This window comes from Aequorivita sublithincola DSM 14238 (assembly GCF_000265385.1).
GTDB classification, from domain to species: Bacteria; Bacteroidota; Bacteroidia; order Flavobacteriales; family Flavobacteriaceae; genus Aequorivita; species Aequorivita sublithincola.
On the sequence record NC_018013.1, the window covers coordinates 292,805 to 315,244 of the forward strand.

A 22,440-nucleotide genomic window follows, 5' to 3' on the forward strand; every position below is an offset into this window, starting at 1 on the left:
ATACATTAACGTAGTTTTTAGGATAATTGTATGAGGATTGATAAATATTTGTGGTGCATTCGGTATCAAAAAACCAGAAATATCGCGACCCAGACCTGTAAAAAAGGTTCGGTGCGTATAAATGGGGACATAGTGAAACCTTCCCGAGATGTTTATCCTGGTGATGTTATCACACTTCGGAAGGAACAGATAAATTATCAAATAGAAGTTTTAGATATACCCCCGAGCCGCGTTGGGGCCAAGCTTGTTGATCTTTACCGAAAAGACAAAACTCCTAAAGAAGCGTTTGAAACAAATGAATTGCTTCAATATTCCAAAACATATTACAGGAAAAAAGGCGTAGGCAGACCCACCAAAAAAGACCGAAGAGATATTGACGATTTTAAGGAATCTCCAGAAGATGAAAACGAAGGTTAATAACTATATTTGAAAAAAAAGCAGCAGATGCAGGAAATAAACACAGTTATTCTAGACAAAACACAGATAGCTCACAAGATAAAACGGATTGCCTACCAAATTTACGAAACCAATGTAGATGAAAAGGAGGTTGTGATTGCAGGAATTGTGAACAATGGTTTTCTCTTTGCTAAAAAGCTAAAAACTGAGTTGGAAAAAATTTCGCCTATTAAAGCAGTGCTTTGCGAAGTAATCGTCGACAAAAAAGATCCAACCAATCCGATCACAACTTCTTTGAAAAAAGAAGATTATACCAATAAATCCCTTCTGTTAGTAGATGACGTGCTTCATTCTGGAACTACATTAATTTATGGCGTCAAACATTTTCTTGAAGTTCCGCTAAAACAGTTTAAAACCGCCGTACTTGTAGATAGAAACCATAAAAAATTTCCAATAAAGGCGGACTTTAAAGGAATTTCTCTTTCCACGTCACTTAATGAAAATGTTACTGTGATTTTTGAAAAGAATAATGATAGAGCGGTTTTAGAATAGTTTCAAAAGAATTTTCTCAACAGTTTTCACAATTTTTTCAGAGCCAACATCAATTATCATTTCTGATTGATTATAATAGAATCCTCTTTCGAAAAGATGTTTTCTTATAAAATCATTTAGGTCTTCTTCCGTTTTAAGATGTGTTAGTAAAGGCCTATTTTCCTTTTCTGAAAATAAGCGCATTGTTAAAACCTCCAATGGTGTTTTTAAATATACAGTTACCACATCGTCCTGTTCTAATATAAAATCCATCGAATCTCCGTAACACGGCGTACCTCCGCCAGTTGCCAAAACAAAGGCTTCTGATTGTGTTAGTATTTTTTTTAAAACTCTATTTTCCACTTTTCTGAAATAGATCTCTCCCTTTTCAGAAAAAATCTTGGAGATCGAAATGCCTTCATTCTTCTCAATTTCGGCATCCATATCTTTAAATGGAATCTTCAAAACTTCAGCAAGCTTATTTCCTACTGAAGATTTTCCACTTCCCATATATCCTATTAAGACGATTTTCATAATTCAAAGTACAGATTTTTAATCTGAAGGAGCAAGTTGCTTGTTGAATTTTAAAGAATTTATATGCAAAATCACATTTTAAAACAAAAAATGCATCTGTGAACCCCTGTCTGTCAATAGGTTTGAATTTTTATCAAATTTATTTGATTTTCGTTTTGAAAAATAAATATAATGATAGTATATTTGCACCCGCCTACCGATAAGGCGGGCAAGCATTAATACGGAAGACCTGGTAGCTCAGTTGGTAGAGCACCTCCCTTTTAAGGAGGTGGTCCTGGGTTCGAGCCCCAGCCAGGTCACAAAAAAAAAGTTAAGCCCACGGTTTAACTTTTTTTTATTTAAGGCAAATTTTTATAAATCGCTTCAAATAAATAAGTATCCACCCGGGTGCTGGAATTGGTAGACAGGCATGGTTGAGGGCCATGTGTCCTCAGGACGTGTGGGTTCAAGTCCCATTCCGGGTACAGAGTTTGTCTTTCAAGTAATAGGTTATAAAATTGTTTAGAGAATAAGTATTTCTTTTAAACAGTTTTTACTTCTTTTTTAGTACTTTAACCCAATATTTTTAAAACATTTCTTCGTGGTTAAAACACATTTTGGAATTAAGGATCTTGAAAACCTATCTAACGTTAAGGCTCATACCATACGTATTTGGGAGAAACGCTACAATCTTCTTGAGCCAGATAGAACCGACACTAACATTAGAAAATACGATTTAGATAACTTAAAAAAGTTATTGAACATCACGTATTTATATAACGCCGGTCATAAAATTTCTAAACTTGCGAGCCTAGATTCAACACAAATTCAGCAGTTGATTAGAGAAAATATCACTGATTTAGATTCTGAATACATGCTAAATGTGTTTAAATCTGCGATGTTCGAATTTGATGGAAAGCTTTTTGACAACACTCTTGAAAAAATGTTGGAAAAAAAATCATTGCGAGAAGTTTTTTCAGAAGTATTTGTACCATTGCTCAATGAAATGGGCATTTTATGGCATTCTGGCACCCTTGATCCCTCGCACGAACATTTCATTTCAGAAAAAATAAAACACTCAATAATTCAACAGACTAATTTTCTTGAAAAATCGAACAAAAAGAATATTTCAAAAAATTATGTATTGTATCTTCCATTTGAAGAAGTTCATGAAATCGGGTTGTTGTTCGCAAATTACGAACTTCTCGCTTCGGGCTTCAATACAATATATCTAGGCCCAAATATTCCGCAAGAAAGCCTGACTAATATACTCCAAACCAAAAGCGAAGTCGTTTTTATTACCTTTTTTACGGTAAGACCGGAGCATGACAAATTGGAGAATTATCTAATCGATTTTGAGAATAATATGTGTTCAAAAGCTCCTTGTGAATTATGGATTTTAGGACGTAGAGCTGAAAAAAGCACCAAACACTTCAAAAACATCAAATTCTTCAATGATTTGCAAATGTTTACAAATCAAATTGAAAAACTATCGGAAGATTAATTATTTAAAGGGTTGCGATAAACATTGTTATCTTTTTAAAATCCTTCACAATAATTGAAATTATAAAAATTCGCTTGGAAGAATAAAATAATTGCACAGTATATTCTATTTTGTTTAAATAAATTGTAATTTTGTTAAACAGTATGAAAAAAAACATTGCGATTATTGGTTCAGGTTTTTCGTCACTTGCAGCTTCTTGTTATTTGGCTCAAGCGGGACATTTGGTTACTATTTACGAAAAAAACCAGACCATTGGCGGTAGAGCTAGGCAATTCAAAAAAGATGGATTCACATTTGATATGGGCCCAACTTGGTATTGGATGCCTGATGTTTTTGAACGTTTTTTTGCAGACTTCGGAAAAGATCCTTCTGACTATTACGAGCTGAAGAAACTGAATCCAGCATATCGTGTTTATTTTGGAACTAATGATTATATAACTATTGAAGACACGCTCGAAAAAATTAGCGTCGCCTTTGAAAAGGAGGAACCTGGGAGTTCCGCAAAACTTAAAGAATTTATGGCGCAAGCTATGGATAATTATAATATTGCCATTAAAGATTTGGTTTATAGACCAGGCGTGTCACCTTTGGAACTGGTTTCAATCAAAACAATGGGAAAAATCGGGCAGTTTTTTAGCACCGTAAGTAAGGACGTTCGGAGGGAATTTAAAAACCAAAAACTTATATCCATTCTTGAATTTCCTGTTTTGTTTTTGGGTGCAAAACCTTCCAAAACACCTGCTTTTTATAGTTTTATGAATTTTGCAGATTTTGGTCTTGGAACATTTCACCCAAAAAAAGGAATGTATTCCGTAATTGATGGAATGAAAGAGCTTGCGGAGGAATTGGGCGTGACCATCAAAACCAATGAAAACATTGAGAAAATTGTTGTTGAGAATGGGAGGGCTTCAGCACTTATTATAAATGGTGAAAAAACAACCACAGATGTTGTTTTAAGCGGTGCGGATTATCATCACACTGAAACTCTGCTAGATCAAAAATTCCGTCAATATTCTGAAAGTTATTGGCAAAAGAAAACCTTCGCCCCTTCTGCCCTACTTTTTTATGTGGGTTTTGATAAAAAAATTGAAAATGTAGATCATCATACATTATTCTTTGATGTAGATTTTGAGAAACATTCCGAAGAAATTTATGACATTCCTCAATGGCCAGAAGAACCCTTGTTTTATGCAAGCTTTCCTTCAAAAACAGATGAGAACGTTTCACCTAATGGCAAAGAAGCAGGGATTTTCTTAATTCCATTAGCACCAGGTTTGGATGACATTCCCGAAATACGCGAAGAATATTTTGAGAAAATTATGAATCGTTTTGAGAAAATCACCAACCAAGAAGTCAAAAAATACGTTATATTTAAAGAATCATTTTGTATAAACGATTTCGTTTCAGACTACAATAGTTATAAAGGAAATGCTTACGGATTGGCAAATACCTTGATGCAAACTGCTTTCTTAAGACCAAAACTGAAAAGCGGAAAAGTAGAAAATCTATTTTTTACAGGACAGCTCACTGTTCCTGGCCCAGGAGTACCTCCAGCATTAATTTCAGGAAAATTAGTCGCCGGTTTAATCGAAAAAGAAAACAAAATTTGAAAGAACTTTTTGACATAGTATCTGAAGCTTGCAGCAAAAAAGTGACTGAAACATACAGCACTTCCTTTTCGCTAGCAACGCGCATGCTGGGCCCCACAATCCGTCAGGATATTTATAACATATATGGGTTTGTGCGGTTTGCAGACGAAATAGTAGATTCTTTTCACGATTATAATAAAGAGCTCCTTTTCAACAGATTTCAAAATGCTTTGGAAGAAGCTTTGCAGGATCACATTAGCCTAAACCCAATCCTAAATTCGTTTCAAGCTACAGTTTATAAATACAATATTGACAAGAAATTGATTGATACATTTATGGACAGTATGCGATTGGATTTAACCAAAAGCACCTATTCCACAACCGAAGAATTCAACGACTATATCTACGGATCAGCCGATGTAGTGGGTTTGATGTGCCTTAAGGTTTTTGTTAAAGGCGATTCCGAAAAATATAACGAGCTAAAAGACTCTGCAATGAATCTTGGCTCAGCTTTTCAAAAAGTGAATTTTCTACGTGATTTAAAAGAAGACTATGAAAATTTGAGCAGAACCTATTTTCCGAACACTAATTTGGAATCCCTCGATGAAATTTCAAAACAAAAAATAATAGCCGAGATTGAAGCAAATTTCAGTAAAGGATATAATGGAATTCTACTTTTACCACACGAAGCAAAGCTCGGTGTTTTTATTGCATACAGGTATTACAAACGACTCTTAAAAAAATTGCAACAAACCCCTGCAATTGAAATAAAAAATGCTCGAATCCGAGTTCCAAATATTGAAAAAATTGGACTTTTAACGAGGAGCTATGTCAAATATCAGCTAAATTTGGTCAAATGAAGGAAGACGGATGCTCGGTGACCGATGATGGAGACTAGATTAAATGATGAATCCATTTTAACAAATCCTGAATCACCAATTAACGATTAACAAATAAAAATGACAACAGTTCTTTGGATATTAATTTTCATAACCACTTTTTGCATTATGGAATTTATGGCGTGGTTTACGCATAAATATATTATGCATGGTTTCCTGTGGAAACTTCACAAAGACCATCACCACAAAGATCACGGCAGTTGGTGGGAACGCAACGATTACTTTTTTATTTTTTATGCATTGGTTAGTATCAGTTGTTTTGTAGGCTGGAGTTATTACAGCTTCTGGGCTGGATTACCTATAGGTTTGGGAATTTTTGCATATGGATTGGCCTATTTTTTTGTGCACGACATATTTATACATCAGCGTTTTAAAATGTTCCGAAATGCTAATAATTGGTATGCCAAAGGAATTAGACGAGCACATAAAATGCATCATAAACACTTAGGAAAAGACGAAGGCGAATGTTTCGGAATGCTCTTTCCTCCTCTAAAATACTTCAAAAAATAAGTTATGTGGCATCTGTATTTTTTGCTGGATATAGCTTCACTTAGCGTTCCTTTCCTATTCAGTTTTCATCCAAAATTGAAGTTTTACAAACTGTGGAAATATTTTTTCCCAGCTACATTTATAATGATGGCTTTTTTTATTCCTTGGGACATTATTTTTACGCAACAGGGATTCTGGGGCTTCAATGATAAATATCTTTCAGGAATAAAACTAGCAAACCTTCCTTTGGAAGAATGGCTTTTCTTTATCTGTATTCCCTACGCGTGTCTTTTCACGATTTATGCTTTTAAAAATTTACTTCCAAAGTTTTCCTTTTCAAATAAAATTACAGCCATAGTTTACTTCTCGTTACAAACAATTTTGATAGTAACGCTTTTATATTCTTACGATCGTTGGTACACAGCAATCAATTTCGGATATGCAATCGTGCTTCTGGCATTGGTCTATAACTATAAACGCGACGCATTAAACGTTTTCTTTCCTGTATTTCTAATTCTTTTAGTTCCCTTTTTTATCGTTAACGGTTTCCTTACAGGCAGCTGGATTCACGAACAGGTGGTATGGTATAATGATGCTGAAAACTTAGGAATCAGAATTGGAACAGTTCCCATTGAGGACAGTATTTACGCCCTCACGATGCTACTTACAATTTTTGTTTTGATGGAAAAATTCAAAGAGAGAAATCAAGTTTCCAGCTAAATTTATTCCGTACATTTATAGTGATATTATTACATTAAATGAACATTTATATGGATTTAACACAAATAAAACTTGTATTAGAAATTGTCGGAATAATTGTAACCATTCTTGGTGTACCCGTTGCAATCTATGTGTTTTTGGCTGAAAAGAAACGAGAACGTTTAGATCGTGAAAATGGTACTTATTCAACTCTTGACGATAGATATATCGAATTCTTAAAAATTTGTTTAGATCACAGTGAATTGAACATTTACGAAATGGATCAAAAGAAACCAAAGAATTTTACAGATGATCAAATTTCCCAAAGAAAAATAATAATTGAAATCCTAATTTGTCTTTTTGAGCGTGCATATTTAATGTATTCCGACCAGGAAGATGCTATTAAAAAGAGGCAATGGTCTGGATGGAATACCTATATGCAGAATTGGATGGAAAATAAACAATTTAGAGTTTTATGGATAAATTATTTCAACACACAATATGACAGCCAGTTTCTAGCACATATGAATAAATTATATCATAATTCTCAAGGTGGAATAAGTTAAAACAAAACTCAAATCCTTTTAGAATAATTGAAATAGTATTTAATAAAATTGTTATTCTTTAAGCAGCTCATCTAAAAGCTTATGCATTTTTTCACTGTTCCAATCTGCCGCACCCTCTTCATTTATAATTATTTCTCCAGTCTTTGAAATTAAATAAGTAGTTGGAAGTGCTTGCGAATGAAGCGCTTCGGGAGCATCAAAAATTTGTCTAAAAACTGGCAAGGTGTAATCTTGTTTCTCCATAAAAGATTGAATCTTCTCAGCTTTCTCAGAAGTTACAAAATAGAAATCTACTTTGTCACCGTAAGAATCATATAGTTTTTGAAAAGAAGGCATTTCAGCAACACACGGCGGACACCAAGTAGCCCAAAAGTTTACAATGGTTACCTTTCCTTCAGATTGTGAAAAACTTACTTCTTCGGAATTTAATTTCAGTAAACTCCAATTGTAATCTTTTAAAGATTCACGATTAGTTTCCGCAGTTTCTGAAGGCGAAAAGGAAACCAATCGTTGCACAAAAACCTGAATTGGCATTCGGGTTTGCGGGAAAATAAGCAAAGCTATAAAGGCAAAAAATAGAATGTTGCTCCAATGTTTCTTTAAAAAATTCATTGTTTTTTTTGGTATAAAAAAACCTAACAGGTTAGATTGCTTCATTCTTCGCAATCACACCTGTTAGGTTTAAACATTTTTTCAATTAGAATTAAGCGTTCTGCTTCTTAATCAAATTTAAAGCCGAACCTTCATGATACCACTTTATTTGCGCATCATTATAGGTATGGTTTGTTTTGATAATGTCTTTGCTTCCGTCTGCGTGAACTACTTCAAGAGTCAACGGTTTGTTTTCAGCAAAGTCAGCAATATCTACAAAGTTGAAGGTATCGTCTTCCTGAATCAAATCGTAATCTGCTTCGTTTGCAAACGTTAATCCTAACATTCCTTGTTTTTTAAGGTTTGTTTCGTGGATTCTAGCGAATGATTTCACCAAAACTGCTGCTACACCCAAGAATCTTGGTTGCATTGCTGCGTGTTCACGAGAAGAACCTTCACCGTAATTATGGTCGCCCACAACTATTGTTTTTATCCCTTTGGCTTTGTATTCGCGTTGTACATCTGGCACTCCGCCGTATTCACCTGTAAATTGATTTTTTACGAAGTTTGTCTTCTTGTTGAAAGCATTAATAGCTCCAATTAAAGTATTGTTTGAAATATTGTCTAAATGCCCACGGTAACGTAACCAAGGTCCAGCCATTGAAATATGGTCTGTGGTACATTTTCCGAAAGCTTTTATCAATAATTTTACACCTTGCAATTCAGAATCCTTTATTGGAAGAAAAGGCTCCAATAATTCAAGACGTTCGCTGTCATTAGCAACTTTAACATCTACAGAACTGCCGTCTTCTTTTGGTGCTAAATAACCATTGTCATCAACTTCAAAACCTTTTGGGGGTAATTCCAATCCAACTGGCTCGTCGAGCTTTACTTCAACTCCGTCTTCGTTTATTAGAGTGTCATTCATCGGATCGAAATCTAAACGGCCCGAAATTGCGATTGCGGCAACCATTTCTGGAGAGCCTACAAAAGCGTGTGTATTTGGGTTTCCATCAGCGCGCTTTGAAAAGTTTCTGTTGAAAGAATGCACAATTGTGTTCTTTTCGTCACCTTTTCTATCACTTCGGTCCCACTGACCAATACAAGGTCCGCAAGCATTTGTGAATATTGTAGCGCCAAGGTTTTCAAAAACATTCAACAATCCATCACGTTGTGCCGTAAAACGAATTTGTTCTGAACCAGGGTTTATTCCAAAGTCACTTTTAGGAACCAATTTTTTATCGATTGCCTGTTGGGCTATTGAAGCGGCCCTCGTTAAATCTTCATAAGAAGAGTTTGTACAGCTTCCAATCAAGCCCCAATCTACTTTTATTGGCCAATCATTTTTCTTAGCTTTTTCACCTAACTCACCAACTGGAGTTGCTAAATCTGGAGTGAAAGGACCGTTTAAATGTGGACGAAGCGTATTCAAATCTATTTCTATAACTTGATCGAAATACTTTTCTGGGTTTTCATAAACTTCATCATCGCCTGTTAAATACGGTCTAATTTTATTTGCCTCATCTGCAATGTCTTCACGATCTGTAGCCCTTAGGAAACGTTCCATTGAATCGTCATACCCAAAAGTTGAAGTTGTCGCGCCAATTTCGGCACCCATGTTACAAATAGTTCCTTTTCCTGTACAAGAAAGGTTTTTTGCACCAGGTCCAAAATATTCTACAATAGCTCCTGTTCCACCTTTTACGGTTAGAATTCCAGCTACTTTCAAAATAACATCTTTTGAAGCGGTCCAGCCGTTTAATTCACCTGTTAATTTCACACCGATTAGCTTTGGAAACTTTAATTCCCAAGCCATTCCGGCCATCACATCAACAGCATCCGCACCACCAACTCCAATTGCAACCATTCCCAAACCACCTGCGTTTACAGTGTGACTATCGGTCCCAATCATCATTCCACCTGGGAAAGCATAGTTTTCTAAAACAACTTGGTGGATAATTCCCGCTCCTGGTCTCCAAAAGCCGATTCCGTATTTGTTTGAAACAGATTCTAAGAAATCAAAAACTTCGTTGCTTGTTTCATTAGCGCGTTTCAAATCTGGAACGGCGCCTTGTTTTGCTTGAATTAAGTGATCACAATGCACAGTTGTAGGCACTGCAACGGTTTTCTTACCAGCTTGCATAAATTGAAGTAAGGCCATCTGTGCTGTTGCATCTTGGCAAGCAATTCTATCTGGAGCAAAATCCACATAATCTTTTCCGCGTTGGAAAGCTTTGTTGGGATTGCCATCCCAAAGGTGGGAGTATAATATTTTTTCGGAAAGTGTAAGTGGTTTTCCAGTGATTTCACGTGCTTTATCAACACGTTCTGTCATCTGGGCGTAAACCTTTTTAATCATATCAATATCAAATGCCATAGTTGTATTTTTTGTAGTTGCGAAATTACAAAAAATATACAATAACTAAAAAATATATAATGGAATTGCTTATTTAATGAATATACTTCATTAAATATTAAATAGCATTGACTATAATTGCCGATACTGCAATATTAGATAGATAATATTAAGAATTTCTAATTATTAGAATTCGAATATCTTTAGAATTTGAAAAGAAAGAGTAAATTATTTAGTACAAGCCTTTGATTATATCCTCTATACTCAAGCCTTCAGCTTCGGCTTTGTAGTTTTTAATCATTCGGTGTCTGAGTATTCCGATTGCTGCTTTTTGAACATCTTCAATATCTGGAGAAAATTTCCCGTGAAGCGCGGCATTCGTTTTTGCCGCCAAAATTAAGTTCTGAGAAGCTCTTGGTCCTGCACCCCAATCAATATAATTTTTCACAATATCTGTGGCAGTAGAACTATTGGGTCGTGTTTTTCCAACTAAAGTAACAGCGAATTCCACAACGTTATCTGCTACAGGAATTCTTCTTATTAATTGTTGAAAATCAATAATTTCTTGAGAAGTAAACAGCGCGTTTACCTTTTGGGTTTCGCATGCAGTAGTTTGTTTTACTACTTCCACTTCTTCCGCAAATGAAGGATATTCTAAATTGATGGCGAACATGAAACGATCCAACTGTGCTTCTGGCAAAGGATAAGTTCCCTCCTGCTCAATTGGGTTTTGAGTAGCTAGTACAAAATAGGGTAAATCTAATTTGTAATTGTGTCCAGCAACGGTTACAGAGCGTTCTTGCATCGCTTCTAAAAGTGCGGCTTGCGTTTTTGGTGGCGTACGGTTTATCTCATCTGCAAGAATTATATTGGCGAAGATTGGGCCTTTTATGAATTTGAACTCTCGGTCTTTATCCAGAATTTCAGAGCCTAAAATATCACTCGGCATCAAATCTGGCGTAAACTGAATTCTTTTAAATTTTAAGCCAAGTGCTTCCGCAACAGTATTTACCAACAGGGTTTTTGCAAGGCCGGGAACACCAATCAGCAAAGCGTGACCTCCAGAAAAGATGGCAAGTAAAACTTGCTCCACCACTTCATCTTGACCTACTATTACTTTTTTTATTTCCTGCCTAAGGGCATTGTATTTTGAAACCAGTTGTGTTACCGCTGCTACGTCTGACATATTTTATTCACTATTATTTTTTCATCCAATTTCCAGCAAAATCACAACCTTGATAATCTTGATTTATACTAATATAAGTGTCTTTTATTTTATCGTTCTGCCATTTGTTAATAGTCTTAAACTGCTTTTCGCGAAGCGCCAATTGTTTAATACGTTCGTAATCTTTGGTATAATCTGCTTTGTGTTCTTCATACTTTTTGGTAACTGTAAGTATTTTTAAACTGCTTTTTCCGGTACGGTCACGGTCTGTAAATACTTTTGAAACTTCGCTTTCGTTCAAATTGTAAACTTGCGCACTAAGGGTTGGATCCATTTTAGTAAGATCGAATTTAGTATCGAAAGAAATCGGGTTTATCAATTGTCCACCATTATTTCGGGTTTCTTTGTCGTCTGAATTTTTTCTGGCAGCTTCTGCAAAAGTTATTTCTCCTGCTTCAATTTTAGCTTTTAAATCATCAATCTTTTTCTGAGCGGCATCTATTGATTGCTGTGAAACTTCTGGAAACATTAGAATGTGGCGCACGTCTACTTCTTGTCCGCGTATTTTTTCAACATAAAGAATATGATACCCAAATTCAGTTTCAAAAGGTTCGCTTATTTCGCCTTCCAAAAGTGAAAACGCTTGATCCTTAAATTCTTTAGCCCAAGGGGAATCTCTCTTCACACCGAGATAAAGCCCTCCTTTGGAATTCGAACCAGGATCTTTGGAATATAAAACCGCTTTGGTGGCAAAACTGGCGCCGTTGTCAATAATATCTGCGCGCATTGCGTTAAGTTTTGCAACAACCTCATCTTTTGCTTGCTGGGTAATTTCTGGATCCACCACTATTTGAGCGATTTCAATTTCAGCTCCAAAAACGGGGCGCTCCTCTTCTGGAATGGAGAAGAAAAATGTTCTTACCTCTTCTGGAGTAACTTCTACTTTTTCAATTACTTTCTGCTGCATCAAATTTGCCAGCTTTATGCTTTTGTTGACTTCAAAAAGCTCAGTTCTAAGTTGCGCCATATTGTCTTTTCTATAATATGCCGCTACTTTTTCTTCGCTTCCTAGTTCGCTAATCATATACTGCATTTGCTGGTCTATCATTCCGTTGATTTCAGCATCTGGAACCATAAGACTATCCTGTTTTGCTTGATGGGCGTAGAGTTTATCTTCCATCAATTTACCCATCAACTGGCAACGGGTTATATCTTCAATAGATATTCCTTGTGATTGCATTTCAACATAGGCCTTGTCTATATCACTGTCAAGAATTACGTATTCTCCCACCACTGCGCTTACGCCTTCGGCCTTGTATCTTTTGAAAGGTTTCAAAGTGTCGCGCTTCATTACTTGTTGTACTACTAAGGAATCATTGCTTTTTACAACGCCTGTACTGTCTGGCTCCAACACAACTTGGGCCTGCATTATTGCAGTGGAAAATAATAATACCAATAAAAACTTATTCATTTTTATAGATTTCAAAATTGTTTGTTTCAATAGCATCTTTTGTAATATCTGTTTCTAATTTTTTTATGAGTTCAAGCTTTCTTTTGTTCAAAATGATTTGTTTCAAAGTAGGCTTGACGTATGAAAACGGTGCTGTATCATTGGGATTGAGCACGTTTTCAATTTTGACCAAATATACTCCTAATGAATCTTGCAACTGTGCAAAATTGGATTTTTTTAACACTTGCTCGTTACTGCCTTTTAATACTGGCAGTGCATTGAGCAAAACATCTTTTTTAACCCAAACGGAATCATTAAAATTTGAAGAAATAAATTGATAGTTCTGACTGTTCAGCGATTTTCTATCTTTTTCGTTATATCTGTTCAGTTTTTCTTTTAAAGGTGAAAGTCCTTCATAATTTAGAGGAATCTGGACATAACGAAGCTTAACAAGTAAATCCCGCTGCTTGAAGTTTTCTTTGTTATCGTTGTAATAGGTTTGATATTCCTGATCTGAAATAACGCTGTCAATCTGTTTACCTACAATTACGTTTTTATAGGCATCGGTAAGCAGATCCGTTTTATATTCCTGAACTAGTTTATCAAATTGTTCTAACTTATCAGGAGTTAGATTTATTTTTGCCTGATCTATGAGCAATTGCTGGGTTGCCCAACGGTTTATGTAATTGTTTACAATGAGCGTGCTGTCTTCAGGCGAAGTGTTTTCAGAAATCAATTTTGCAATGTCCGAAGTATATAAATAGTTATTATTTACACGGGCAATTGCGTCTTGAGTGGTTTCCTGCTTAAAATAATCACAGGAAATAAAAACGCTACAGCATACTATTATATATAGAAAATACTTTATCACTTAAGTTGTTTCTTGACGTGTTTTAAGGTTTTTTTGTTAACCTCTACGTCGTATTTTTTATGAAGGCTTTCCATCCACGATTTTTCAAGATCGTTTTGGTAGTTACTCAATACTTTTCCTTTTACATCTTCCAACGATTTTGGTCCAGGCGCAATTATTTCGTTTACGTTCACCACTACAAATGAGTCGTGGCTTGGGTAAATTTTTGAAACTCCTTTCTTAATTTCAAAATTCTCTGGCAGCTCGCGTTGGTCAATTTCAAAAACGCCGGGAGTGATTATTACATTTACTTTAGCATCTGAATTTAAAGTCGTTTTAATCTCTTCTGAAGTTTTTCCTTCGCCCAACATTTTAAGAACTTGTTGCGCAAGTGCTTCTGAAGTAGCTGCATAAATATCTGCATCTACACGTTGTTTCCATTGATAGTCTTGTTTGGACTTATTGTAATATTCCTGAATGCCAATAGAATCATTTTTGCCTTTTTGCCAAATGTTTTTGTCCATTACATCAAAAATCAAAAGACCATCACGGTATTCGTTAAGGATTGCAGCATAGTCTTCATTTTCAAACTCAAGTCTTTCTTTGAAATAATCCTTTAGTTCATTAGTTTCAAACTCATCATAAAAATCAACTAAAAGCGATTCCTTCAATTTGTATGGTCGTGTGCTTTTTTGACGTTCTGTAATATATTTTGCGAAATCTGAATAGGTTGCTTTTTTATCACCTATAGTAAAAAGAACTTTATCATCATTAGATGATATTGGAGTCATTTCCCACTTTCTTTTTAAGATATCATCACCAAGATAAGTATCAAAAAAAGGCAAGTAGCTAGCTTCTTTTTTAAAGCCATATTTTTCCTTTATTTTTTTATTTGTAGCGCTCGTTACTATTTTGGAACGTTCGCCTTCGTTTACTTTTTTCTCCAACTCTTCTCTTTGCTGGTCAAAAGATTCCATCGGCAATTTTTCATCCAAACGAATAATATGCCAGCCAAAATCTGTCTTTACAGGTTTGCTTATATCTCCTATATTTTTAAGATTATAAGCAGCATCTTCAAATTCTGGGGCACGAAGGTCTCCTTTTGTAAAAGGCTTCAATTTACCTCCCAATACTGCAGAATTTTTATCGTCAGAAAATTGTTTGGCAAGGCTTTCAAAGTTCTCTCCTTGTTTTAGCATTGCAGCTATTTCATTGATTCGCTCTTCTGGGTTGAAGTCACGCGCTCCTTTTTTATCAGATATCATAATATGCGATACTTCTACTTTTGGTTGACGAGCTCTTTTGTCGTTAACCTTTATTATATGGTATCCAAAACTGGTGCGTACTATTGGAGAGATTTCGCCCACTTTCGTTTTATAAGCAGCGCTTTCAAACGGATAAACCATAGAAAACACTGAAAAATAACCTAGATCACCACCTCGTTCTTTAGCGCCTGGCTCTTCCGAATATAATTTTGCAAGCTTTGAGAAATCTTCACCTTTCAGTGCTCTTTCACGAATACCCTTTATTTTATTGTAGGCTGCCAATGTATCTTGCGGCAACGCTTCATAATCTGCACGAATCAAAATATGGGAAGCATCTATATCTTCCTTACCTCGTTCGTAAGCTTCTTTGGCAAGTTCTTCAGCAACCTTATCTTCAAAAAGATAGTTTCTTGAAAGCTGGTCTCTGTATTTTGAAAACTCTTTTGTATAATCGGCAGTTTTGTCTAAACCTTGTTCTTTGGCTTCTGCTATTTTCAACTTATAATCAATAAAAAGTTGGAGGTAGCCATCAATATCTTTTTGAGATTCATCTTGAACCAAATCAAGGTTTTTACTGTAAACCCGCTCAAATTCATTTGCATAAACGGGCTTCCCGTCTATGGTCATTAATACTTCTTTTTTATTTTGCGCAAAAACAGTTGTGGCGCTCAAAAAGGCCAAAAGGCATAGGGAAAGAAAATTTTTCATCTTAATTGAATATTTATTTTTAATGAAGCGTGGCAAAAATAACAAAAAGCTTCGGGAACTAACGTCCGAAAGGCAAACGAATTTAATATAAATATAGTGTTTGGAGTTTTTTAAAATATTCTTAAATCTTGTAACTTGCCGAAACTTCCAAAAACACTGAAAATAATCACTTTTTAAAATGAAATCATTACCCTCACAATTATACATAAATGACTGAAAGAATAAAACTTATCTGGGACTTCCGCGGGCCAAATGCAAAGCACATTGCAAAACATCACACTAAACATTTAGATGAATTTGCACAGGCAGAAAATTTAAAAGACAGCTTCACAGGCCAAGAAGAAATGACACCAATGCACCATATTGCCTTTATGGTGGTTGAAAAAGCTTTGATGAATACCTTAAGAGAAAGATTGAAACCAACTCGTGGCCAAATTTACGACGAAGTATGAACATAATTTTTATGAACACAACAAATAACTGGTCTAATATTTGCAATATTTATAGTAATATTGCGCTCTGAATATTTAAAAACACACAAAATGAAATTTTTAAAAATCGCGATTTTCTTTATTGGTCTTTCAACCTTCGCCCAAGGAAAAGTTGGCGCAGTGGACATTGACTATATTCTTTCCAATATGCCAGAACTAACTTCTGTTCAAAAGGAATTGGACACTTACGGAAAACAATTGGACACAGACCTTAATAAAAAAGTCACCGAATACAAAAGACTTGCTGAGGAATATAAAACAGGCGAAGCCACTTTTACCGCAGAGCAGAAAAAAGCAAAGCAAACCGCATTGCTTACTTTGGAAAACGACATTCAGAAGTTCCAGCAAAACGGTTCACAACTGATGGAAATTAAAAAGCAAGAAGCTTTAAAACCACTTTATCAAAAAATTGGAGTGGCTTTGGAAACAGTAGCGAAAGCACAAAACTATACCCAAGTGATGCAAACATCACAGGATATGGTTTATTTAGACCCAAATTATGATCTTACAGTCCCAATTATACAGGAACTTGGAATTACTATAACTCCAGAAATGGAAGGAAAATAAATTAGTTATTTCTTTTGAAAACGATAAAACGTGGAGCATTTTGCTTCACGTTTTTTTTGTTCCCTACATTTTGAAATAAATTATATTTGATAAATTTCAGAATTTTTGAACACAGATATTATTCATTAAAAAAATTAAAATTATAAATGTCTGAAAAAATTATTGAACTTATTCTACAGAATCCATCAGGCTTTGAAACTGAAAAAATCATAATCAATAATCGTAATTATGAAGTTTCCTATGAATGGAAAAGAAGAATAAATATAGAAATAAAACCAGCGCAACAGTTATTTCAAGATATTGCCATTAGTGAAATTGAAAAAAATAATTTTATGATTTTTATTACCCGTTCTCCCAGCTATAGTTTGCGCGGAACAAGAACAGCACTTACCGAAAATTTACTTTCCAATAAATACACGCCAGCCCTCCTAAGTTTTCCAGCTTCAAAAATTAGTTGTGAAAATAATCAAGTTTCTTATACTGCGAAGCTGAGAAAAAAGAATAGTGACCAACTGATAAAAATCGTAAACTACTTTGAAGCTTTAATTAGAACGCTATAAAGAATCACAAACTTCTTCAAAATAAAAAAAGCATTAGAAAAATTCCAGTGCTTTTTAAACGTTCAAACAAAATTATACTGTTATCTACTATAATTCGGCGATTCGTTTGTAATGGTAACATCGTGCGGATGACTCTCATTAATACCTGATGCTGTTATTTTTACAAACTGGCCAGTTTCTTTTAAGGTTTCAATATCCTTGGCGCCACAATAGCCCATTCCCGCGCGAAGTCCGCCGATAAATTGAGTCATACTTTCAACCAATTCACCTTTGTACGGTACGCGACCCACGATTCCTTCGGGAACCAATTTTTTAATGTCGTCTTCAACATCCTGAAAATAACGATCTTTAGAACCTTCCTTCATAGCTTCAACCGAGCCCATTCCTCTGTAAGATTTATATTTTCTTCCTTCATAAATAATAGTGTGTCCAGGAGATTCCTTAGTTCCAGCCAATAATGAACCGAGCATAACACAATCCGCTCCAGCTGCAATTGCTTTTGGGATGTCGCCAGTGTAACGAATTCCACCATCAGCAATAACGGGAACTCCGCTTCCTTTTAAGGCAGCTGCAACTTCCAACACCGCTGAAAATTGTGGAAAACCAACGCCTGCAACTACTCGGGTGGTACAGATGGAACCTGGTCCAATACCCACTTTTACTGCATCGGCTCCAGCTTCAACTAAATAAATTGCGGCAGCGGCAGTGGCTATATTTCCAACAATTACGTCAAGGTTTGGAAATTTTTCTTTCACTTTTTTCAAAACATCTACAACGCCTTTTGTGTGGCCGTGGGCTGTGTCAATAATCACTGCATCAACCTGCGCGTTTACCAAAGCTTCCGCTCTTTCTAATGCATCCGGAGTTACTCCAAGTGCTGCGGCTACGCAAAGTCTTCCATATTTATCTTTATTGGCAATGGGTTTCTGCGTTAGTTTTGTAATATCTCTAAAGGTAATAAGGCCAAGAAGTTTTCCTTGGTCGCTTACTACGGGTAGTTTTTCAATTTTATTTTTCTGAAGAATTATTTCGGCCTCCTTTAAAGAGGTGCCTTGCGCTACGGTAACTAAATTTTCTGAAGTCATTACTTCGCTCAAAGGACGTTTTAAATCTTTTTCAAAACGAAGATCGCGGTTGGTAACAATTCCTATTAGCTTTCCATTATTATCTGTGATTGGGATTCCACCTATACTGTATTCGCGCATTGTTTTTTGTGCGTCACCAACGGTATTTTCCTTATGAAGCGTAATTGGATCTATAATCATTCCGCTTTCGGCACGTTTTACTTTTCGCACTTCGGCAGCCTGCTGCTCAATGCTCATGTTTTTATGAAGCACGCCAATACCGCCTTCGCGAGCAATGGCAATAGCCATAGCACTTTCGGTAACGGTATCCATTGCTGCGGAAACAATAGGAACGTTCAATGTAATATTTCGTGAAAATTTGGTGGCGATAGAAACTTCGCGTGGTAAAACTTCGGAATAGGCGGGTACTAAAAGTACGTCGTCGTAAGTAAGGCCCTCTCCTAGAATTTTGTTGTCGTGTGCGGTCATTGCAATTAAATTAACTTCCGAAAGAATTGCGAAAGTGGTTATGGATTAATTGCGTGCAAATGTACTATAAAATCTTTAGTTATTTTTTCTAAAGCCGTTAAACTTACATCGAACAAAAACTTTATCTTGAAGAAACCTCCAACTGATGCTTATATTGAAGTCTAACCAGTCCTGCCCATTGAAGTAGCAATTTCCTATCGTCTTCAGAAATATTGCCGTGAACAAAGGCGTAAGATCTTAGTGGCATTTCTTCATTTTCTACCATTTCAACTAGTTCTTCAAGCTTGTGTTCTTTCTTTTTAACGGTGTACTCTGACCAAGCGGAAACATTAAAATGTTTTTTTCCATCTATAATATGATCATTAAGCCAAAGTGAGAATGGCGCTAATTCGGCATACCAAGGATAACGGGTTTGATTGCTATGACAATCGTAACAGCTTTCCTTTAAAATTGATGCTACTTGTTCAGAAGGTTTGGTTTCAGCTTCAAAAGCAGCAACACTTTTATAACCATCGTTATTTTTTTCCGGACGTATAAACTGAATGGCCACTAATGCAGCCAGTCCCAAAACAAGTAAAATCTTTACACCTTTTTTAATCATCATTATTTTTTCAGCGAATTTAAATAGAAAATGATTGCTTTCCGAATATCTGAAGCAGTTTCAGATTCTTTTGGTGTATAAATTTTGATAATATCTTTATTTTCAGGCGTTAGAAATGGGATGTCTAATCCTTTAAGCAAAAAGTCACTGATTGCTATGGAATACTTTCTGTTATCCAATATTATATTTCCATTGGTAGACCAAGATCCATCAGAATCCTGAGAAAAGTTGAAACGTTGTAAATATGCTCCAGTTCCACTCTGATTATTTCCGTAATTGAGAATTTCAGTTAGCAGCCTCCCTTTTAAATCCATTCTCAAAACAGTCCCACCAAAGGGTAATACTCTAAAAATATCCGTACTAGTTATATCGCCCACCAATCTGTCATCTATTCTTATCGATCCACCATTCACAATAGCCCCATCTATCTTATCATTATATGAATAAGCCATAGAACGAGCTATTATTTCGCCTAAATTGGTTTGCTTGCTACGGTTTGCTTTATCTGTGCCATCCAAAGGAGTGCTCGCGTGATAAATAACTTCATTGGGATTTTCAACTACTTCTTTTAGTTTTTGGTCCAATAGCTCTGTCCATTTATTGACAACGCGCTCTACTTTAGCTGAAGAGGCAATTTTATCAGTAACCATCATTAATTCAGAATTAATATGAAGGTACTTGGTGCGCAAATTATAGATAAGAGTATGTACATAGATACTTTTTGCATTAGCATCTGCTTTGGCGATAATAGTTCTACCTTCTTTTTCTAGCATGTTATAATGCTCGTGGCCTCCCATTATTAATGGAAGAGAACGATTTTGTCTTGCTATTTCCATGTCCTCTTCAACAGCGACGTGTGTTAATCCTACAACAAAATCTGATTTTTGAATAGCCAAATCATATGCGCGTTTAGCATTCTCGTATATATCGCCATAATACACGTAATCTTTTGGGTTAGAAGGTAAGGTAACACCAAATACCCCAAATTTCATTTTATTACCATCTGCATCAATAGCATTAAAAGTGGAGAAATCTGAAGTGGGAACGTTGGAATAATCCCATTTTGTACTAAAAGGTAAAATCCCTTTTTCTGTTACGTGACGCACATTTGCAGTAGTCCAAGTAAAATTTGATTCGTTCAACCTATTTTGTAACTCCTTTTCACTCAGGTCAAACTCATGATTTCCGAATGTAACAAGATCTATTTGCATAGCGTTTAACACTTCAATCATTTGCTTACCGTTGATCCGTTCCCCATCTACTTTCAGTGTACCTAGCAAGGAAGGGTTTAAAAAATCTCCAGCCATAAACAAATAGGTGTTTGGAAACTTTTCCTTAATAGAATCACGGATATGTGCCACGCGTGCGAGCCCACCGTATTCTCCGCCATTTAAAGACGCTATTTCATAAACATCGTTCATTTGAACAAACTTAAGTGTCACTGCACCTGCCCCTTTTATTGGGTCTTCGGGAGCGAATTGAAGTATTTCGCAACTGGAAAAAAAACATCCCGCAATAGCTAAAAGTAAAAATTTTCTCATCTAATGATATTTGGTAAAGATTTTTGTTGCTTCGTTGTGCGCGCTTTCAAAAGACATTGGGTTAATGTTGCACGAAATTTTTTCAGCAGTAAAATAGCTAAGCATTTTTTCGGTGGGCATATTTCCAGTTAATTCGTCTTTTGCCATTGGGCAACCTCCAAAACCTTGTATAGCACCATCGAATCTTCGGCAGCCCGCTTTATAGGCCGCATCTACTTTTTCGTGCCAAGCATTTGGAGTGGTGTGCAAATGCGCACCAAACTCTATGTGGGGATATTTGGGTATCAAGTTACTAAATAAATATGAAATAATATCAGGGGTCGACGAACCTACAGTATCGCTCAAGGAAAGAATCTTTACTCCCATTGCAGAAAGTTTCTCCGTCCACTCACCTACTATTTCCACATTCCACGGGTCACCGTATGGATTCCCGAAGCCCATGGAAAGATACGCAACTACTTCTTTATTATTTTTATGAGCTAAATTTAAAATTTCCTGAAGCAATACTAAAGACTCTGCAATGGTTTTGTGCGTGTTCCGCATTTGGAAGTTTTCTGAAATTGAAAACGGGTAGCCTAAATAATCAATTTCTGGATGTTTTACAGCATCTTCCGCACCGCGAAGGTTTGCAATAATAGCAAGCAATTTACTATTTGTAGCGGAAAGATCCAGTTTTGAAAGTACTTCTGCGGTGTCCTGCATTTGTGGAATTGCTTTTGGCGAGACGAAACTTCCAAAATCAATTGTGTCAAAACCACAGCGCAAAAGTGACTGCAAATACTGCACTTTTTGCTCGGTGGGAATCCATTCTTTGATGCCTTGCATAGCATCGCGCGGACATTCTATTATTTTTACTTGCTGCATTGCTTCAAATATATGAATTCCTACGCAGGCAGGAATCTTTCAGTTTTAAAAAATTTAAAAATTAGGGTAGTAAAATAAAGACCGCAATCCCCACAAAAACCAATATCTGCAACCATTTTAGAACAGCACCCATACTTTTCCATTCCAGAAGTAAGCCTGAAATTCTACCAGCAGCCATTGCAATTATACTAAAGATTATAAAAGAAAGTATCATAAAAGTTATTCCCAAAATATAGAATTGGGCAACAGTATTTCCATCCTTATCCCAAAGAAAACCTGGAAAAAACGCCAAAAAGAAAATCATCACTTTTGGATTTAGCAAGTTCATTATAACTCCTGTTTTAAAAAGCTCTGAGTATGATTTTTTCGGAGCATTTTCAGTTAATGAAATGTGTTCATCACTTTTATAAACTTTGTAAGCTAAGTAAAGTAAATAACAAGCGCCCAAAACTTTAATTCCGTAGAAAATTTCTTCAGAAGCGGTAATTATCGCAGAAACACCAAAAGCCAAAAGTGTGGTGTGGACAATGCAACCACTTATAAGTCCCGCCGTTGTGGCGATTCCACTTTTAGTGCCATTTACTAACGATTGCGTTAACACATAAATATTGTCTGGTCCCGGAAAAATAGCAAGGGCTAAAGTGGCGATTGAAAAAGAAAATAGGGTTTCAATCATAAAAAAAGACGTAAGA

The 22,440-nt window shown here is 35.8% G+C and carries 23 protein-coding genes and 2 tRNA genes; 13 read left to right on the plus strand and 12 right to left on the minus strand.

The features are described 5' to 3' along the window. The first annotated feature begins 30 nt into the window (after positions 1-30). Positions 31-417, plus strand: a complete 387-nt coding sequence (locus AEQSU_RS01400; RefSeq protein ID WP_014781063.1) for an RNA-binding S4 domain-containing protein — start codon at positions 31-33, stop codon at positions 415-417. Between the two features lie 27 nt (positions 418-444). Next, positions 445-948, plus strand: a complete 504-nt coding sequence (locus tag AEQSU_RS01405; protein ID WP_014781064.1) for a phosphoribosyltransferase family protein — start codon at positions 445-447, stop codon at positions 946-948. Here AEQSU_RS01405 and AEQSU_RS01410 read toward each other — a convergent pair. Beyond that, entirely contained in the window at positions 940-1,461 is a 522-nt protein-coding gene (locus tag AEQSU_RS01410) for a shikimate kinase (protein ID WP_014781065.1), read from the minus strand. The genes AEQSU_RS01405 and AEQSU_RS01410 overlap by 9 nt on opposite strands. A gap of 226 nt (positions 1,462-1,687) precedes the next feature. Here AEQSU_RS01410 and AEQSU_RS01415 point away from each other — a divergent pair. The 8 genes from AEQSU_RS01415 (at position 1,688) to AEQSU_RS16045 (ending at position 7,186) form a co-directional block, all read left to right on the plus strand. Next, positions 1,688-1,760 (plus strand) — tRNA-Lys (locus tag AEQSU_RS01415). Between the two features lie 82 nt (positions 1,761-1,842). Continuing rightward, positions 1,843-1,925 (plus strand) — tRNA-Leu (locus AEQSU_RS01420). A 116-nt stretch (positions 1,926-2,041) separates the two neighbouring features. Further along, positions 2,042-2,944, plus strand: a complete 903-nt coding sequence (locus AEQSU_RS01425; protein ID WP_014781066.1) for a MerR family transcriptional regulator — start codon at positions 2,042-2,044, stop codon at positions 2,942-2,944. A 143-nt stretch (positions 2,945-3,087) separates the two neighbouring features. Beyond that, positions 3,088-4,554: a phytoene desaturase family protein gene (locus AEQSU_RS01430; RefSeq protein ID WP_014781067.1), complete on the plus strand. Its 1,467-nt coding sequence runs from the start codon at positions 3,088-3,090 to the stop codon at positions 4,552-4,554. Then, complete coding sequence (locus AEQSU_RS01435; RefSeq protein WP_014781068.1) at positions 4,551-5,393, plus strand: phytoene/squalene synthase family protein; 843 nt, start codon at positions 4,551-4,553, stop codon at positions 5,391-5,393. The genes AEQSU_RS01430 and AEQSU_RS01435 overlap by 4 nt, the downstream gene beginning before the upstream one ends. Positions 5,394-5,492: 99 nt before the next feature. Further along, positions 5,493-5,942 carry a sterol desaturase family protein gene (locus tag AEQSU_RS01440; RefSeq protein ID WP_014781069.1) on the plus strand — a complete coding sequence of 150 codons (450 nt, stop codon included), beginning with the start codon at positions 5,493-5,495 and terminating at the stop codon, positions 5,940-5,942. 3 nt (positions 5,943-5,945) lie between these two features. Continuing rightward, the gene (locus AEQSU_RS01445; protein ID WP_014781070.1) at positions 5,946-6,641 is read left to right on the plus strand and encodes a lycopene cyclase domain-containing protein; all 696 of its coding nucleotides are present in this window, start codon (positions 5,946-5,948) and stop codon (positions 6,639-6,641) included. Between the two features lie 50 nt (positions 6,642-6,691). Then, the gene (locus tag AEQSU_RS16045) at positions 6,692-7,186 is read left to right on the plus strand and encodes a hypothetical protein (protein WP_014781071.1); all 495 of its coding nucleotides are present in this window, start codon (positions 6,692-6,694) and stop codon (positions 7,184-7,186) included. A gap of 51 nt (positions 7,187-7,237) precedes the next feature. Here AEQSU_RS16045 and AEQSU_RS01455 read toward each other — a convergent pair whose 3' ends face one another. The 6 genes from AEQSU_RS01455 to AEQSU_RS01480 all read right to left on the minus strand — a co-directional run bounded on the left by AEQSU_RS01455 (position 7,238) and on the right by AEQSU_RS01480 (position 15,571). Further along, on the minus strand, positions 7,238-7,798 hold the full coding sequence (locus AEQSU_RS01455; RefSeq protein ID WP_014781072.1) for a TlpA family protein disulfide reductase: 561 nt from the start codon (positions 7,796-7,798) through the stop codon (positions 7,238-7,240). Positions 7,799-7,889: 91 nt separating this feature from the next. Further along, positions 7,890-10,154 carry an aconitate hydratase gene (locus tag AEQSU_RS01460; RefSeq protein ID WP_014781073.1) on the minus strand — a complete coding sequence of 755 codons (2,265 nt, stop codon included), beginning with the start codon at positions 10,152-10,154 and terminating at the stop codon, positions 7,890-7,892. Between the two features lie 211 nt (positions 10,155-10,365). Continuing rightward, the gene (locus tag AEQSU_RS01465; RefSeq protein ID WP_014781074.1) at positions 10,366-11,319 is read right to left on the minus strand and encodes an AAA family ATPase; all 954 of its coding nucleotides are present in this window, start codon (positions 11,317-11,319) and stop codon (positions 10,366-10,368) included. Between the two features lie 13 nt (positions 11,320-11,332). Then, positions 11,333-12,769 carry a peptidylprolyl isomerase gene (locus AEQSU_RS01470; protein WP_245529101.1) on the minus strand — a complete coding sequence of 479 codons (1,437 nt, stop codon included), beginning with the start codon at positions 12,767-12,769 and terminating at the stop codon, positions 11,333-11,335. Beyond that, positions 12,762-13,619 carry a hypothetical protein gene (locus AEQSU_RS01475; RefSeq protein ID WP_014781076.1) on the minus strand — a complete coding sequence of 286 codons (858 nt, stop codon included), beginning with the start codon at positions 13,617-13,619 and terminating at the stop codon, positions 12,762-12,764. The genes AEQSU_RS01470 and AEQSU_RS01475 overlap by 8 nt, the downstream gene beginning before the upstream one ends. Beyond that, entirely contained in the window at positions 13,616-15,571 is a 1,956-nt protein-coding gene (locus AEQSU_RS01480) for a peptidylprolyl isomerase (RefSeq protein WP_014781077.1), read from the minus strand. The genes AEQSU_RS01475 and AEQSU_RS01480 overlap by 4 nt, the downstream gene beginning before the upstream one ends. 209 nt (positions 15,572-15,780) lie before the next feature. Between AEQSU_RS01480 and AEQSU_RS01485 the strand changes: the two genes are divergently transcribed. The 3 genes from AEQSU_RS01485 (at position 15,781) to AEQSU_RS01495 (ending at position 17,189) form a co-directional block, all read left to right on the plus strand. Continuing rightward, positions 15,781-16,023 (plus strand): hypothetical protein, encoded by a 243-nt coding sequence (locus tag AEQSU_RS01485; RefSeq protein WP_014781078.1) that lies wholly within the window; start codon positions 15,781-15,783, stop codon positions 16,021-16,023. A 90-nt stretch (positions 16,024-16,113) separates the two neighbouring features. Continuing rightward, complete coding sequence (locus AEQSU_RS01490) at positions 16,114-16,629, plus strand: OmpH/Skp family outer membrane protein (RefSeq protein ID WP_014781079.1); 516 nt, start codon at positions 16,114-16,116, stop codon at positions 16,627-16,629. Positions 16,630-16,775: 146 nt separating this feature from the next. Further along, positions 16,776-17,189 (plus strand): hypothetical protein, encoded by a 414-nt coding sequence (locus AEQSU_RS01495; protein WP_014781080.1) that lies wholly within the window; start codon positions 16,776-16,778, stop codon positions 17,187-17,189. Between the two features lie 80 nt (positions 17,190-17,269). Here the strand turns inward: AEQSU_RS01495 and guaB are convergent, their stop codons facing one another. The 5 genes from guaB to AEQSU_RS01520 all read right to left on the minus strand — a co-directional run bounded on the left by guaB (position 17,270) and on the right by AEQSU_RS01520 (position 22,424). Further along, positions 17,270-18,742: an IMP dehydrogenase gene (gene guaB / locus AEQSU_RS01500; protein ID WP_014781081.1), complete on the minus strand. Its 1,473-nt coding sequence runs from the start codon at positions 18,740-18,742 to the stop codon at positions 17,270-17,272. Positions 18,743-18,863: 121 nt separating this feature from the next. Continuing rightward, positions 18,864-19,346 (minus strand): heme-binding domain-containing protein, encoded by a 483-nt coding sequence (locus AEQSU_RS01505; protein WP_157429238.1) that lies wholly within the window; start codon positions 19,344-19,346, stop codon positions 18,864-18,866. Further along, on the minus strand, positions 19,346-20,884 hold the full coding sequence (locus tag AEQSU_RS01510) for a bifunctional metallophosphatase/5'-nucleotidase (RefSeq protein ID WP_014781083.1): 1,539 nt from the start codon (positions 20,882-20,884) through the stop codon (positions 19,346-19,348). The genes AEQSU_RS01505 and AEQSU_RS01510 overlap by 1 nt, the downstream gene beginning before the upstream one ends. Beyond that, the gene (locus tag AEQSU_RS01515) at positions 20,885-21,748 is read right to left on the minus strand and encodes a hydroxymethylglutaryl-CoA lyase (protein WP_014781084.1); all 864 of its coding nucleotides are present in this window, start codon (positions 21,746-21,748) and stop codon (positions 20,885-20,887) included. 61 nt (positions 21,749-21,809) lie between these two features. Beyond that, positions 21,810-22,424, minus strand: coding sequence for a LysE family translocator (locus tag AEQSU_RS01520; protein ID WP_014781085.1), 615 nt, complete (start codon positions 22,422-22,424; stop codon positions 21,810-21,812). Between the last annotated feature and the right edge of the window lie 16 nt (positions 22,425-22,440).

What these genes read in the sequence shown, in the direction of transcription:
- AEQSU_RS01505 (WP_157429238.1), bottom strand. Translation starts at nt 19,346, where the DNA reads ATGATGATTAAAAAAGGTGTAAAGATTTTACTTGTTTTGGGACTGGCT.
- AEQSU_RS01400 (WP_014781063.1), top strand. Translation starts at nt 31, where the DNA reads ATGAGGATTGATAAATATTTGTGGTGCATTCGGTATCAAAAAACCAGA.
- AEQSU_RS01470 (WP_245529101.1), bottom strand. Translation starts at nt 12,769, where the DNA reads ATGAATAAGTTTTTATTGGTATTATTATTTTCCACTGCAATAATGCAG.
- AEQSU_RS01460 (WP_014781073.1), bottom strand. Translation starts at nt 10,154, where the DNA reads ATGGCATTTGATATTGATATGATTAAAAAGGTTTACGCCCAGATGACA.
- AEQSU_RS01410 (WP_014781065.1), bottom strand. Translation starts at nt 1,461, where the DNA reads ATGAAAATCGTCTTAATAGGATATATGGGAAGTGGAAAATCTTCAGTA.
- AEQSU_RS16045 (WP_014781071.1), top strand. Translation starts at nt 6,692, where the DNA reads ATGGATTTAACACAAATAAAACTTGTATTAGAAATTGTCGGAATAATT.
- guaB (WP_014781081.1), bottom strand. Translation starts at nt 18,742, where the DNA reads ATGACCGCACACGACAACAAAATTCTAGGAGAGGGCCTTACTTACGAC.
- AEQSU_RS01440 (WP_014781069.1), top strand. Translation starts at nt 5,493, where the DNA reads ATGACAACAGTTCTTTGGATATTAATTTTCATAACCACTTTTTGCATT.
- AEQSU_RS01495 (WP_014781080.1), top strand. Translation starts at nt 16,776, where the DNA reads ATGTCTGAAAAAATTATTGAACTTATTCTACAGAATCCATCAGGCTTT.
- AEQSU_RS01445 (WP_014781070.1), top strand. Translation starts at nt 5,946, where the DNA reads ATGTGGCATCTGTATTTTTTGCTGGATATAGCTTCACTTAGCGTTCCT.
- AEQSU_RS01480 (WP_014781077.1), bottom strand. Translation starts at nt 15,571, where the DNA reads ATGAAAAATTTTCTTTCCCTATGCCTTTTGGCCTTTTTGAGCGCCACA.
- AEQSU_RS01455 (WP_014781072.1), bottom strand. Translation starts at nt 7,798, where the DNA reads ATGAATTTTTTAAAGAAACATTGGAGCAACATTCTATTTTTTGCCTTT.
- AEQSU_RS01520 (WP_014781085.1), bottom strand. Translation starts at nt 22,424, where the DNA reads ATGATTGAAACCCTATTTTCTTTTTCAATCGCCACTTTAGCCCTTGCT.
- AEQSU_RS01430 (WP_014781067.1), top strand. Translation starts at nt 3,088, where the DNA reads ATGAAAAAAAACATTGCGATTATTGGTTCAGGTTTTTCGTCACTTGCA.
- AEQSU_RS01465 (WP_014781074.1), bottom strand. Translation starts at nt 11,319, where the DNA reads ATGTCAGACGTAGCAGCGGTAACACAACTGGTTTCAAAATACAATGCC.
- AEQSU_RS01405 (WP_014781064.1), top strand. Translation starts at nt 445, where the DNA reads ATGCAGGAAATAAACACAGTTATTCTAGACAAAACACAGATAGCTCAC.
- AEQSU_RS01515 (WP_014781084.1), bottom strand. Translation starts at nt 21,748, where the DNA reads ATGCAGCAAGTAAAAATAATAGAATGTCCGCGCGATGCTATGCAAGGC.
- AEQSU_RS01485 (WP_014781078.1), top strand. Translation starts at nt 15,781, where the DNA reads ATGACTGAAAGAATAAAACTTATCTGGGACTTCCGCGGGCCAAATGCA.
- AEQSU_RS01490 (WP_014781079.1), top strand. Translation starts at nt 16,114, where the DNA reads ATGAAATTTTTAAAAATCGCGATTTTCTTTATTGGTCTTTCAACCTTC.
- AEQSU_RS01510 (WP_014781083.1), bottom strand. Translation starts at nt 20,884, where the DNA reads ATGAGAAAATTTTTACTTTTAGCTATTGCGGGATGTTTTTTTTCCAGT.